Source organism: Variovorax sp. J22P240 (assembly GCF_030316855.1).
Classification (GTDB): domain Bacteria; phylum Pseudomonadota; class Gammaproteobacteria; order Burkholderiales; family Burkholderiaceae_C; genus Variovorax.
Genome location: NZ_JASZYR010000009.1, coordinates 44890 through 56678, shown reverse-complemented (window position 1 = coordinate 56678; position 11789 = coordinate 44890). Strand labels below are relative to the sequence as shown.

General features: G+C 63.0%; 12 protein-coding genes. 6 read left to right on the top strand and 6 right to left on the bottom strand.

What is annotated here, in order from left to right; all coding sequences use genetic code 11:
- Window positions 1-2: 2 nt before the first annotated feature.
- The 5 genes from QTI24_RS20720 to QTI24_RS20700 all read right to left on the bottom strand — a co-directional run bounded on the left by QTI24_RS20720 (window position 3) and on the right by QTI24_RS20700 (window position 5007).
- Window positions 3-704 (bottom strand): dienelactone hydrolase family protein, encoded by a 702-nt coding sequence (locus QTI24_RS20720; RefSeq protein ID WP_286603030.1) that lies wholly within the window; start codon window positions 702-704, stop codon window positions 3-5.
- Between the two features lie 27 nt (window positions 705-731).
- Window positions 732-1598 carry a hypothetical protein gene (locus tag QTI24_RS20715; protein ID WP_286603029.1) on the bottom strand — a complete coding sequence of 289 codons (867 nt, stop codon included), beginning with the start codon at window positions 1596-1598 and terminating at the stop codon, window positions 732-734.
- Window positions 1599-1636: 38 nt separating this feature from the next.
- Window positions 1637-2464 (bottom strand): alpha/beta fold hydrolase, encoded by an 828-nt coding sequence (locus QTI24_RS20710; protein WP_286603244.1) that lies wholly within the window; start codon window positions 2462-2464, stop codon window positions 1637-1639.
- Window positions 2465-2760: 296 nt separating this feature from the next.
- Complete coding sequence (locus QTI24_RS20705) at window positions 2761-3786, bottom strand: LysR family transcriptional regulator (protein ID WP_286603028.1); 1026 nt, start codon at window positions 3784-3786, stop codon at window positions 2761-2763.
- 144 nt (window positions 3787-3930) lie between these two features.
- The gene (locus tag QTI24_RS20700; protein ID WP_353506102.1) at window positions 3931-5007 is read right to left on the bottom strand and encodes a glutathione S-transferase family protein; all 1077 of its coding nucleotides are present in this window, start codon (window positions 5005-5007) and stop codon (window positions 3931-3933) included.
- A 183-nt stretch (window positions 5008-5190) separates the two neighbouring features.
- Here QTI24_RS20700 and QTI24_RS20695 point away from each other — a divergent pair, with 183 nt between their 5' ends.
- Window positions 5191-6570 carry an amidase gene (locus QTI24_RS20695; RefSeq protein WP_286603026.1) on the top strand — a complete coding sequence of 460 codons (1380 nt, stop codon included), beginning with the start codon at window positions 5191-5193 and terminating at the stop codon, window positions 6568-6570.
- 29 nt (window positions 6571-6599) lie between these two features.
- On the top strand, window positions 6600-7499 hold the full coding sequence (locus tag QTI24_RS20690) for a tryptophan 2,3-dioxygenase (protein ID WP_286603025.1): 900 nt from the start codon (window positions 6600-6602) through the stop codon (window positions 7497-7499).
- Between the two features lie 43 nt (window positions 7500-7542).
- Here QTI24_RS20690 and QTI24_RS20685 read toward each other — a convergent pair whose 3' ends face one another.
- A complete protein-coding gene (locus tag QTI24_RS20685) occupies window positions 7543-7974 on the bottom strand; it encodes a nuclear transport factor 2 family protein (protein WP_286603024.1) in 432 nt (143 codons plus the stop codon).
- A 278-nt stretch (window positions 7975-8252) separates the two neighbouring features.
- On the opposite strand from QTI24_RS20685, the gene QTI24_RS20680 reads away from it, so the two are divergent.
- The 4 genes from QTI24_RS20680 (at window position 8253) to QTI24_RS20665 (ending at window position 11710) form a co-directional block, all read left to right on the top strand.
- Window positions 8253-8969: a nitroreductase gene (locus QTI24_RS20680; RefSeq protein ID WP_286603023.1), complete on the top strand. Its 717-nt coding sequence runs from the start codon at window positions 8253-8255 to the stop codon at window positions 8967-8969.
- Between the two features lie 59 nt (window positions 8970-9028).
- Window positions 9029-9979 (top strand): ring-cleaving dioxygenase, encoded by a 951-nt coding sequence (locus tag QTI24_RS20675; RefSeq protein ID WP_286603022.1) that lies wholly within the window; start codon window positions 9029-9031, stop codon window positions 9977-9979.
- A gap of 45 nt (window positions 9980-10024) precedes the next feature.
- Entirely contained in the window at window positions 10025-10660 is a 636-nt protein-coding gene (gene wrbA / locus QTI24_RS20670; RefSeq protein WP_286603021.1) for an NAD(P)H:quinone oxidoreductase, read from the top strand.
- A 138-nt stretch (window positions 10661-10798) separates the two neighbouring features.
- Complete coding sequence (locus QTI24_RS20665) at window positions 10799-11710, top strand: LysR substrate-binding domain-containing protein (RefSeq protein ID WP_286603020.1); 912 nt, start codon at window positions 10799-10801, stop codon at window positions 11708-11710.
- Window positions 11711-11789: the final 79 nt, after the last annotated feature.

Genomic DNA, 11789 nt, shown 5'->3' with positions numbered 1-11789 from the left:
GCTCAGGCCTTCCTCAGGTGCCGCGCCAGAAATGCGGCGGTCCTGCCGTTGGCCAGGGCTGCTGCTTCGGCGTCGTAGCTGATGCCGCGGTGACGTGCAAATGCGTGGTGGCACCCCGGATAGCGATGGACCTCCACCTGCGGATGGTTCACCAGCGCCGCAACGATTTGCTGCTGAGCCTCCTTCGGGATGTACTCGTCCTCTCCCGCGAGATGCAGGATCAGCGGACTTTCGATGCCGGCTGCCTCCTCGAGATGCAGGTGGGTGTTGCCCGGGTAGTACGCGACCGCCACGTCCGCCCCGACACGCGCGGTCGTCAGATAGGTCATGAGGCCTCCGAGGCAGTAGCCCACCAGGCCCACCTTGCCGGTGGCGTCCGGCATCGCGCGCGCCGCTTCGATCGTTGCGGCGATGTCTCTCACGCCTGCGTCGAGGTCGAACGCGGTGTACAGCGCCAGAGCCTTCGCACGCTCGGCCTCGGTCCGATCGGACAGGTCAAGGCCCGGCTCCGTCCGCCAGAAGAGATCGGGGCAGATCGCCAGGTAACCCTGCGCTGCAAGCTCATCGCAGGACTGGCGCAAGTCGGCGTTGACGCCAAATACTTCATGGATGACGACGACGGCCGGCGCAGGGGTCACGACTGGACGCGCGACGTAGGCCGACAAGGTGCCGTCGACGGTGCTGATCTGGATCTGGTTGTGCATGTTGTTCTCGACCAAGGTCTGCGCGTTTCAGGCATTCAGCCAGAAAGCGAGGTTGCGAACGTACTGTTGGGTGGAGCGAAGCGCCTCGGGGAATCTGCTCATTGCGTCGCCGGGCGGCTCGCTCACGAACGACGGACAGCCCGCCGAAGGATCCCAGTTGTAGTCTGCGAAGTGGTGAAAAGTCGACTGGGCAATGGCCCGCCCGCCGCCCCCGCCGGTGCGTTCGAACGCCACCGCGATGTTGAAGCGCCGACCGGATGCGGTGCTCGCTGCGTCCATGACCACGCGGGCGCTCGCGTCATCCGACGGCGCACTCACTGCGCCTTCGTGCGGATGCGCCGGCAGGTACTGGATGACGCCGGTCGGGGAATGTCTGTCGCGCATCACCGGATGAATGCTGCCGACCGACTGCACTCGCTGGAAATCGCCGTTGGCGCCGGAGTGGTAGTTGGGCCAAGAGATGCGGGCCGCAGAGGGGTTGTCAGGACGATGGCGGTCTTTGTCGGGTTCCAGATTGCTGCTGTGGAAATGATGTGCAGCCCCGACGCCGTCGAGGTCGCAGATCGAGCATCCCAGATCCATGTGGTCCCGAGTGACCATCAGACCGCCGCCCCGTCGCCGAAAGCGACTGATGCCCATGCAATCCTCGGTGGTCAGGCCATCACCGACATCCACGGCGAAGAGCCAGAGTTGATCAACCTCCGAGTCATGCAGATTCGACAGCACGGGATCCGGAACGCCGCGCCGCGTTCGATTGCGAGCCACCACGCGGAACGCAGCTTGCCCATCGTTGTCCTGCAGACCGGACAGGAATGAGCGCAGGCGACTGAAGCGGTCGATGTTCCAGTCATCCGGATCGCCCTCGATCGTGGTTTGCAGCAGCAGGTTCAGCATGGCGTGTCAGTGACGTGGTGACAAGTCGTTGGCCGGGCTCAACCTCGCAGGAAGGCGAGCAGGTCCGCGTTCACCCGGTCCTGCATCGTGGCCGTGAGGCCATGGGGTGCGCCGGGGTAGTAGATTTCCTTTGCCCCCTTGATGAGGCGCGCGGACTTCTTCGCGGAGTCGTGGATCGGCACGATCTGATCGTCTTCGCCGTGCATCACCAGCGTCGGGATGTCGAACTTCTTCAGATCGGCCGTGAAGTCGGTCTCGGAGAACGCCTTGATGCATTCGTAGGCGTTCTTCTGGCCGCATTGCATGCTCCAGAGCCAGAACGCGTCCAGGATGCCCTGCGACACCTTCGCGCCCGGGCGGTTGGCGCCGTAGAACGCCTTCGCAAAATCCTTGTAGAACTGCGAGCGGTCCCCTGCGATTCCGGCGCGGATACCGTCGAACACCTCGATGGGCAAGCCCTCCGGATTCGTTGCGGACTTGACCATGATCGGTGGTACGGCCCCGATGAGCACGGCCTTGGCCACGCGCTTTGTGCCATGTCGGCTGATGTAGCGCGCGACCTCGCCGCCACCGGTCGAATGGCCGACCATGGCGACGCTCTTCAGGTCGAGCGCATCGAAGAGCGTTGCGAGGTCATCGGCATAGCCGTTCATGTCGTTGTTCGATGACGACTGGGTCGAGCGGCCATGACCGCGGCGGTCATGCGCGATGACCCGGAAGCCGTTGCGTGCGAGAAAGTGCATCTGCCCGTCCCACGCGTCCGCATTGAGCGGCCAGCCATGCGAGAAGGTGACCACGGGGCCTTCGCCCCAGTCCTTGTAGTAGATCTGCGTGCCGTCTTTGGTGCTAATGGTGTTGCCGGTCATTGCTGAGCTCCGTTCGGGATGGGTGGTGTGTTGCTGGGGAGAAGCGTCGGCCGCGTCGTGCATGCCGAACGCAAGCGTGCTGGTGGCCACGGCTGCACCGGTTGCAATGAGGTTTCGACGCAAGGGGTTTTGCAGGGATTTCATGGGATTCCTGGTTGACGAGGGAGAGGTTGAGCGCACGCGTTTCGGAGGTCCGTCACGTTGCGCCATGGAACAAATCGTAGGTTCGGCCTCTCGACGCCGGTAGATCCGCGAGAGGACCCAGACTGTTGTTGAGTGCGCACCAATGGTGGCCGTCAGGCCACGGCCGCCGGCATGCCAGTCCCTATGCCGAGGTCTGTCAGGCACTGAAGGTCGGACGCACGGATCTGAGTCGTCATGAAGTCGATGAAGACCCGCATGCGCGAAGGCAGGTGCTGGCGACTCAGGTAGCAGATGTAGTGGCCACGGTCGTCCGGTGCATACCGCACCAGGCACGGAACGAGAGCGCCGGAGCGCAGTGCATCGCAGACCAGGTAGCCGGCCATCTGTGCGATGCCATGCCCGTCGAGCACGGCCTGCAGCACCAGGCTGGGGTCGTTGTAGGTGACCTTGGCCGGCGGCTGGAACTTGCGCACCTGACCATCCACCTTGAACTCCCACTCGTAGAGCCGGCCCGACCCATAGCGAAAATTGACGCATTGATGATGGGCCAAGTCATCCACGCTGTCTGGCAATCCGTGGGCGTCCCGGTACTCGGGCGAGGCGCAGACCAGCATCTGCATCGGGATGATCTGCTTGGCGATGATCTGGGCATCCTCCAGCCGTCCATTGCGAAACGCGATGTCCACACGGTCCGAGATGAAGTCGGTCGGCTTATCGTCGAGGACCAGGTCGATCGACACGTCGGGATAGGCCGCTCGAAACGCGCCGAGCAAGGGCGCCACCACTCGCCGGCCAAACCCAACCGGCGAACTGATCCGCAGATGGCCGCGCGGGGGGCCTTCGCGAAGGTCGCGCATCTCCTCGACCGCCTGCACGATCCGGTCGACCCCGGTATGACAATTGGCGTAGAAGAGATCGCCTTCGCGGGTCAGGGTGGTGCTTCGCGTCGTCCGCAGGAAGAGTCGTACGTTCAGTTGGTCTTCGAGCTTCTGGACGCTGCGGCTCACCGCAGAGCGGCCGATACCCAGGCGGTCGGCAGCCCGGGCGAAGCTGCCTTCGGTGACCACGGCAATGAAGGCGACCACCCCCGCGTAGGTCGTGGCAAAACTCGAGGCCAGGGGATCCGCGCGCGACGCAAGCGGGGTCGTTTCGGGAGAGAGGACGGCAGAGGATGTCATGTGAGCGGCTCCGTGGGCAGAAGGAGACCAAGGGTTCGATCTCGCGAAAGCCAGTGCGGCTACTTTGCTCGCCGGCTCCTGCAATGACCAGTTAATGCCGGTCAAGGTGTGTTATGGCCCGCTCCTGTCAGTTCTCCCGACGTCTCACAACGCGGCCAAGGCCTCGGAGTGCGGCAAGCTGTCGATCGAGGCCCGGATCGCTTCCTTGCGTAGGGAGGGCCGCTCGGCAAGTGTCTCGAAGTAACGAGCGACGTTGGGGAACTCGTCCCACATCGGCGCCAGGCCGAGATATGCCAGGCGCACCAGGTTGACCCCCCAGACGGCATCCGCAAGGGAGAATGAGTCACCGTCCAGGTACATGGATCGTCCGTTCAGCGCACCGTCCAGGTCTTTCAGCAATTCGCCCACCTGGTTGCGAGCGGCTCGCTGGAATGCCGCGTCATGGCGCACCCTCTGGCCACCGGCTTCCTTCGCGATCTTGGCTCGATAGGCGGCGATCAGTTCAGGCTCATGCGCATTGGCAGAAATCATGGCCTCCAATGCCATGAGCTTGTGTTCGTACACCGTTGCCATCGTCGTCCTGAGTGCATCCGGTCGCCCGTCGTCATCCGGATGGAAGCCGTAGAGCAGCGCGGTGTTCGGGATCCGGTCGACGATGCCGACCTGGCGCATCACCTCGGCCATCGCATTCGGATCCTGCGGAACAAGCTGGATCGTCTCCCGCGACAGAGCATCGAGATAGCAGCAGATCCTCAACGAATCCGCGATCACGCGTCCGCCCTGGTGATCGACAAGCAGTGGCACGACGCACGGATCAAAGCCTTCGGTCTCAACCGAGGTACGCCCGCTGTAGCCCGCGACGAACGGCCGATCCAGTTCCCGGCCAGCGATCAACCGAAGGCGCACATAGGCAGGGGCGTAGTGCTCGGCAGGGATGAGGCCCTCCGATCCCATTGAGCCCAGGATGATCATCTCGTTCGATCGATAGGACAGACGCTTCTCGTGGAGCACCGTCCGCACCTTCTGCGAGCACAGCGAGCTCGCGGCATGGAACAACTCGAATCGCGGATCTGCTTCATCGCCCACGATGGTGGCGCGAGCGGGATCAACCATCGCGGCGCGAGCCGCAGCAGTCATTTTCATCAACGGCCGATCGATCGTCATGACATCACTCTTGATCGCTTGCATGGCAGGTACTCCATCAGGTTCGATGAGCGGCACTCTAGGTTCGCCCACTTCCCTTGAGAAGCCGGCAATCCTTAGACGCAGGTTCCGAGGACGGCGAACGGTCTCACTCGACTTCATCGTCCACGTTCCTGAACGCTGTGTTCCGCAAAGACCTGCACACAGCCTTTGCGCGATGGCCTATCTTTTCGCTTCAGATCTGCCTCGAATCCACAACCCATGAGCCACACCCGTCCGTCCCCCGTCGCAGCCCTGCGCGCCCCCGGCCTTCGCGAGGCGCTCGGCGCGCTCGCGACCCGACGCACAACGACCGTCGGGTTGATCGCTCAGGCGCTCGAATCGGCCGAAGCGTGCAAGCGAAGCGTCAACGCCTTCTCGGTCATCGACTGGGATCGCGCCCTGAAGGCGGCGGCAGACAGCGATCTTCGCTATGCGGAAGGCAGGCCACGCGCGCTCGAAGGGCTGCCCATCGGCATCAAGGATCTGATCGACACGAAGGATGTCGAGACCCGCTACGGTTCGGCGGCCTATCTGGGTCACGTCCCTGGCGCCGATGCGGAAGTCGTAAGGCAGCTTCTCGCGCAAGGCGCCATTCCCATTGGCAAGACCACGACGCATGAGTTTGCGTGGGGTGTCACCACGGCCAGTACTGTCTATGGAGACACGCTCAATCCGCTCGACCGTGCGCGTTCGCCCGGTGGATCGAGCGGCGGAGCGGCAGCTGCCATCGCCTACGGTTCTGTCGCGGCCGGTCTGGGCACGGATACGGGCGGGTCCGTCCGGATTCCCGCTGCGCTGTGCGGGGTCGTCGGGTTCAAGCCGACGTTCGACACACTCTCCACGCGCGGCGTGTTCCCGTTGGCCCCGACCCTGGACCATCCCGGCGTCCTCGGGATGAGCGTCGACGATGTCGTGATCCTCGCGCAAGCGTTTCAAATCGAAGTTCCCGACGACGATGCATGGATCTCCGCGCGGTTGGGAGTCCTGCGCGAAATCCCGCCCATTCCCTTGAGCCCCGACATCGCATCCACTTTCGACGATGCGATGGACTGCCTCGCTGAGGTGTTTGCGTGCCTGAAGGTCAGCCCACCGGGTCTCTTCGATGACGTCTATGGCGCGTTTGCCAGCATCGTCCTGACCGAGGGAACGATCGAACACTTCAGGCGGAACGACTGGGATCGCATCGTCAGCCACTACGGTTCGGAGACCGTCGAGAGGCTGGAACGCGCGAAGACCGTGAACCTTCGCGACTACGCGTGGGCCCAGCAGGCCCGGCGTCGCTTTGCGGCGAACCTGCACGAGCTCATGTCGACGATCGACTACCTCGTCCTGCCGACCTGCCCTTGCACGGCGCCGCTGATTGGCGCGCACGCTACAACGATCGGCGGGTGGTCCGGCAGCGTCCGAGAAGCCTTGATGACCTACACGGCGCCATTCAACGTCGCCGGATTTCCGGCGATCTCGATTCCCTTGGCCTGGTCGGGCACCGCCCTCCCCGCGGCGCTGCAAATCGTCGCCAGGCCGGGCCAGGACGGGGCCCTGTTGCAGATCGCGCAGCAGATGGAGTTGATCCTTCGCGCCGCACCTCGAATGAACTGACACCCCAAGCAATCCACAGGAGAGCCACGATGAGCGATACCCCCACCAATGTCGTCGAGAACCGCGCGTCCACCGGTTCGTTCACCGGGCAGACGCCCTACAGCGCATGGATGCAGACCGACGCACTCCATTCGCTGCAACGCACCGTGAGCGATCACCCCGGCGAGCACGCGTGGATCACGCATGTGCAGGTGTCCGAGCTCTACTGGATGCTCATCATCAAGGAGATCCAGACGGCGCAAGGGTTCCTGCGCGCCGACAACCTGCGCCAGGCTCACCGGACCTTGCTGCGCGTGGTCGCCCATCAGGAGCCGCTCCAGGCCATCTGGCGATCGATCGACTGGATGACACCAACCGACCTGTTGGCCATCCTCTCGCGCGCGGTGGCCACCTATGGCAAGGACACCGCTCTGCAGGGATGGACGTACCGGCAGATGGTCTACCTGCTGGGGATCAAGCAGCCCCAGCACCTTGAGCACTTCAAGCCGCAACCCCAGCGCTGGGCCCAGCTCAACCAGGCGCTATCCGAGCCAAGCCTCTACGACGATGTTCTCGCTTGTTTCAGCCGCATCGGCATGAACGTGCCGAAGGCATTGCTCGAACGCGACCTGAGTGCGCCCTACACGCCCAGCAAGGAAGTCGAGGAGCTTTGGCGTGACATCTACGCCGATCCGGACGGGAACGTCGAGCTTCAGCAACTTGGAGAGACGCTGGCGGACATCGCCGAGGGCTTCAGCCAGTGGAAGCATCGCCACCTGATGGCGACGCGTCGGACCTTCGGCGCGCGGCCGGCCTACTTCGGCACCGAGGGCGTCGCGTGGCTGGTGCCCACGATGGACGAGATTCCGTTCCCGGAACTCTGGTCGGCGCGCACCTTCATCGGAGATCCGCCGCCCGTGTGCCCGCACATGGCCGGTCGAAGAAGCTGACAATGCGAGATGTCGCCACCCTCTTCGCACGTCAAGGCCCTGCTCATCGAGTCTTCGACTCCGTGCGCGGGGGAAGAAACCCCTTCGCGTGGGCCAAGTCCGGCCAGGGCAGCACCGTTTCCCCGGACACCCGCCACTTGCCATTGGTCCGCCGAAGCCTGAGTTCATAGAGCGCCGGGTCCGCGTCGTCGCTCATGCGTCGAAAGAGGATGGCGGTTGCCTCGTCGCCTTGCTCCTCGATGTGCAGGATTCGCTTCTCGGTGGACAGCGGCTTCTCGCCTGCATCGCGGCGGCTTCTGAACTCGTCCATCATTTGCGGCTTCGAGAAGCGGGCGACTTCGCCCTGCGGAGTGAGCACCAGAAAGCCGAGATCCTCGGTGTAGAGCTTCTCCATTTCATCCATCCGATAGTGGCTTCCGGTTTCGGCGAGCACATCGATGAACGCAACGATCTCTGGGTTGTGAGATGGGGACATCACTTTTTCCTTTGCTGAAGATGGGGTGCACGAAGCTCACTTCGCGAGCTCGCCTGAATGATGTCGGGCGTGCGACAAGGTAGACACGCCGTTTCGCGCCACGTGCCCCTCTCTCTTTGGAGCTAGTGCCGCCATCAGCACTGCAGAGCCCGAAGCGGCATGGATCGTTCGCCATTCCCGGACCCTGCGTACAAGCATTGCCGCCTTCTCAGGCGGGCACCGCGTCCCTACGATTTCCTCGCCTTCATCAAAGCGTCACACACCACGAGGAACCCACCATGTCAGCGAACCTACGGATGGAAAATTTCGAACTGAATGCAAGCCCGTTCATTGATGACCTGATCCGCGAGCGGCGCACCAAGCGCGGCTTCCTCGATCGACCCGTCTCGCTCGACGTGGTCCGGGACATTCTTTCGATTGCGAAGTACGCGCCCAGCTCCAGCAACACGCAACCCTGGCGCTGCTACGTCGTGACGGGAAACGCACGCAAGCGCCTCACCGCGGCAGCGGTGGAGGCGTTTCGCGCCGGCCCGGAGAAACTGGAGCCCGAGTACCCCTTCTTTCCACAGCCGCTTCACGATCCGTACTCGACCCGCTTCAACACCTTTCGCGGCCAGCTTGGCGATGCGCAAGGCGTCCACCGCAGCGACAAGGCTGGACGCATGCGTGATGTCGAGCGTCAATTCCTCTTTTTCGACGCGCCTGTCGGCATCATCTTCACGATGGATCGGCGCCTCGAATGGGCGAGCTTCATCTGCTATGGCTGCTTCTTGCAGAACATCATGCTGGCCGCCAGGGGCAGAGGCCTCGACACCTGCCCTCAACAGATCTGGTCGCTGCAGTATCCCGTGCTGCGCACCGAGCTCGGAATTCCCGAAGACCAGATGGTGATCGCCGGCATGTCGCTCGGATGGGCAGACAACAGCATGCCCGAGAACCGGATGTCCTTGCACAAGGTGCAGATGGACGAGTTCACCTCGTTCATCGATGCATAGGCGCGAGCATCCGAAGAGACGCTCCATCGAACAACCCGCTTCATCCAAAGGAAACTCCCATGTCACTCATCAAAGGCTTCCACCACCTGACCGCCTGCGTCAGCGGCGCACAGGAGGACGTTGATTTCTACGTCAAGCTGCTGGGACAAAGTCTCGTCAAGAAGACCGTTCTGCTCGACGGCGAAGAGCCTGTCTACCACCTCTACTACGGCAACCCCCAGGGCGATGCCGGCACCCTGGTGACGTCCTTCCCCTTCAAGCAGAAGGGCGTGAAGGGACGGCGCGGCTCGGGCCAGATCAAGGTGATCAATTATTCTGTGCCCAAGGACTCCCTCGACTTCTGGCGCGAACGCTTCAGCGCCAAGGGGATCGCCTTCGACAAGGACGTCGTCGAGCGCTTCGACGAACGGCGACAGCGTTTCCAGCATCCCTGCGGCATCGAGTTCGATCTCGTCGCATCGGACCGGGACACCCGCCCTCCCTGCTCGGCCAGCGACATTCCGCACGAGGTCGCGATCCGCGGCGTTCACAGCATCACGTTGTCGCTTCGCGAGGTGGCCGAATCCATCATCTTCATGCAGGACGCGCTGGAGTTCCGCTACGCCGGCGAGTCCGGCGCTTATCACCGTTTTGAAACCGCCGACGGCACCCCTGGCACCGTCGTCGAGTTCCTTCACGAGCCGGATCGCTTGCAAGGATCGTCCATCTACGGCGAAGGCACGATCCATCACGTGGCCTTCGCGGTGGATAACGTCGAACAGCAAATGATCATCAAGGAGAAGCTGATGTCGATGGGCCACATCGACACGTCCGAATCCGTCAATCGCAACTACTTCCGTTCGATGTATTTCAAGATGCCCGGCGGGGTCATGTTCGAGGCGGCCACGACCGACATCGGATTCGCCATCGACGAGGAGCCTGGTCACTTCGGCGCGGAGTTCCAGCTCCCGCCGTGGCTGCGCGACCGCAAGCAGGAACTTCTCGGACGCCTGGAACCCATCGCGGTCTGAATTCGTCGCCGCGATTCCACCCATCATCAAATGCAGGTCCTTCCCATGTCCAAACCCAAGGTTCTCATCGCTTTCTATTCGCGCAACAGTTCGACCGAGCTTCTGGCCAAGGCGGTCGCCGAAGGTGCCATCGCTGAGGGCGCCGAGGTCCGGCTTCGCCGAGCCCGCGAGTTCGTCAGCCATGACGTCATGCGGCAATCTCCCGGCTGGTCGGAGCGCGCCACCGAGATGAACACGAAGTACGAGGCTCCGACGGAAGCAGATGCCGAATGGGCGGATGCCATCGTCTTCGGAACACCGACGCGATTCGGATCGATCTGTGCAGAGCTCAAGGCCTACATCGACACCCTCGGTGGCCTCTGGTTCCAGGGCAAACTCAATGGCAAGGTCGGCTCGGTCTTCGGCTCGACCTCCTCTAAGCACGGCGGCAACGAGTCGACGCTCCTGTCGATCTACGCGCCGATGGCACACCTCGGCTTGATCATCGTGCCGCTCGGATATGCCGATCCCGCGATGTTCAAGGCGGGCACTCCCTACGGAGCGACACATGTCTCCCAGAGAGATTCCGTCATGCCCGACGCTGACCATCTCGCCGTGGCCAGCTTCCAGGGAAGGCGCGTCGCATCGGTCGCCCAGGCGCTGGTCCGCGCGAGCGCACGCACTCTGGAGACCGTCGCCTGATCGAGAGTAGGACAGACAGGCCGGGCCCGCTGCCGGACGCGGCCTTGCAGGTCTTGACGCAGAACGGGACGGTCCATTGACCGCCGCGCCCATCCGGCGTCATGCTGCGGCCATGCGCCACCTTTCATCAGGCTTCACATGCTGGATCTGAAGGATGTCTACTATTTCGTGCAGGTCGTGGACCGCGGAGGCTTCACCGCCGCCGGCGTCAGCCTTCGCCTGCCCAAGTCGACATTGAGTCACCGTGTTCAAGAGCTCGAAGCGTCCCTGGGTGTTCGCCTTCTCAACAGGACCTCCCGCCAGTTCGGAATGACCGACATCGGCAAGGAGTTCTATCAGTACGCCATCGCGACGCTGCAGAGCGCGGAGGCCGCTGAAGAGGCGGTCCGGCAGAGACTGACGGAGCCGAGCGGCGTGATTCGACTGACCACGGCTGTCGAGATCGCCCAGTTCGCTCTTCGGGATCTTCTTCCCATTTTTCTCAATCGGCACCCGAAGGTCCGTATCACCGAGATCGCGACCGATCGCTATGTGGACATCGTAGGCGAAGGCTTCGATCTCGCGATTCGCGGTCATACGACACCGCTGCAGGACTCTACGCTGGTGCAGCGGGCGATCGCCCACGTTCCGTGGTATCTCTTCGCCGGGCCCAAGTACCTGGAGCAGATGGGCGTGCCCGAACGTCCGGAGGACCTGGCGCAACATGCCACCATTTCCATGGTGCGCAACGGACCGCTGCAGTGGCGCTTGCGGGGACCCGATGGCGCGGAGATCGACATGCCCATCGACCCCAGGTTCCAGAGCAACAACATGGTCGCGCTCAAGGAAGCGGCATGCGCCAACCTCGGCATCGCCGCACTGCCCGGCTACATCTGTCGATCGGAACTGCAGGGCGGTACCTTGCGGCATCTTTTGCCCGACTGGGTGGCTGCAGACGCTCGCATGTCCGCACTGATACCCTTCCGGACAGGATTGCTTCCGGCTGTGCGTTCGCTGGTGGATTTCCTCGCGGTCGAGATTCCTGTCATCACGGCATTCGATCCGCCCTGAACACGCCGGACTTCCATCGTCCACCGGCATGGACGCTACGTCTGAGTTTCGACGGCTTGTGAGCGGGTACTCGAGGCTC

Excerpts from the sequence above, each read along its gene's own strand:
- QTI24_RS20720 (WP_286603030.1), bottom strand. The coding sequence starts at position 704 with ATGCACAACCAGATCCAGATCAGCACCGTCGACGGCACCTTGTCGGCC.
- QTI24_RS20715 (WP_286603029.1), bottom strand. The coding sequence starts at position 1,598 with ATGCTGAACCTGCTGCTGCAAACCACGATCGAGGGCGATCCGGATGAC.
- QTI24_RS20710 (WP_286603244.1), bottom strand. The coding sequence starts at position 2,464 with ATGACCGGCAACACCATTAGCACCAAAGACGGCACGCAGATCTACTAC.
- QTI24_RS20705 (WP_286603028.1), bottom strand. The coding sequence starts at position 3,786 with ATGACATCCTCTGCCGTCCTCTCTCCCGAAACGACCCCGCTTGCGTCG.
- QTI24_RS20695 (WP_286603026.1), top strand. The coding sequence starts at position 5,191 with ATGAGCCACACCCGTCCGTCCCCCGTCGCAGCCCTGCGCGCCCCCGGC.
- QTI24_RS20690 (WP_286603025.1), top strand. The coding sequence starts at position 6,600 with ATGAGCGATACCCCCACCAATGTCGTCGAGAACCGCGCGTCCACCGGT.
- QTI24_RS20685 (WP_286603024.1), bottom strand. The coding sequence starts at position 7,974 with ATGTCCCCATCTCACAACCCAGAGATCGTTGCGTTCATCGATGTGCTC.
- QTI24_RS20680 (WP_286603023.1), top strand. The coding sequence starts at position 8,253 with ATGTCAGCGAACCTACGGATGGAAAATTTCGAACTGAATGCAAGCCCG.
- QTI24_RS20675 (WP_286603022.1), top strand. The coding sequence starts at position 9,029 with ATGTCACTCATCAAAGGCTTCCACCACCTGACCGCCTGCGTCAGCGGC.
- wrbA (WP_286603021.1), top strand. The coding sequence starts at position 10,025 with ATGTCCAAACCCAAGGTTCTCATCGCTTTCTATTCGCGCAACAGTTCG.
- QTI24_RS20665 (WP_286603020.1), top strand. The coding sequence starts at position 10,799 with ATGCTGGATCTGAAGGATGTCTACTATTTCGTGCAGGTCGTGGACCGC.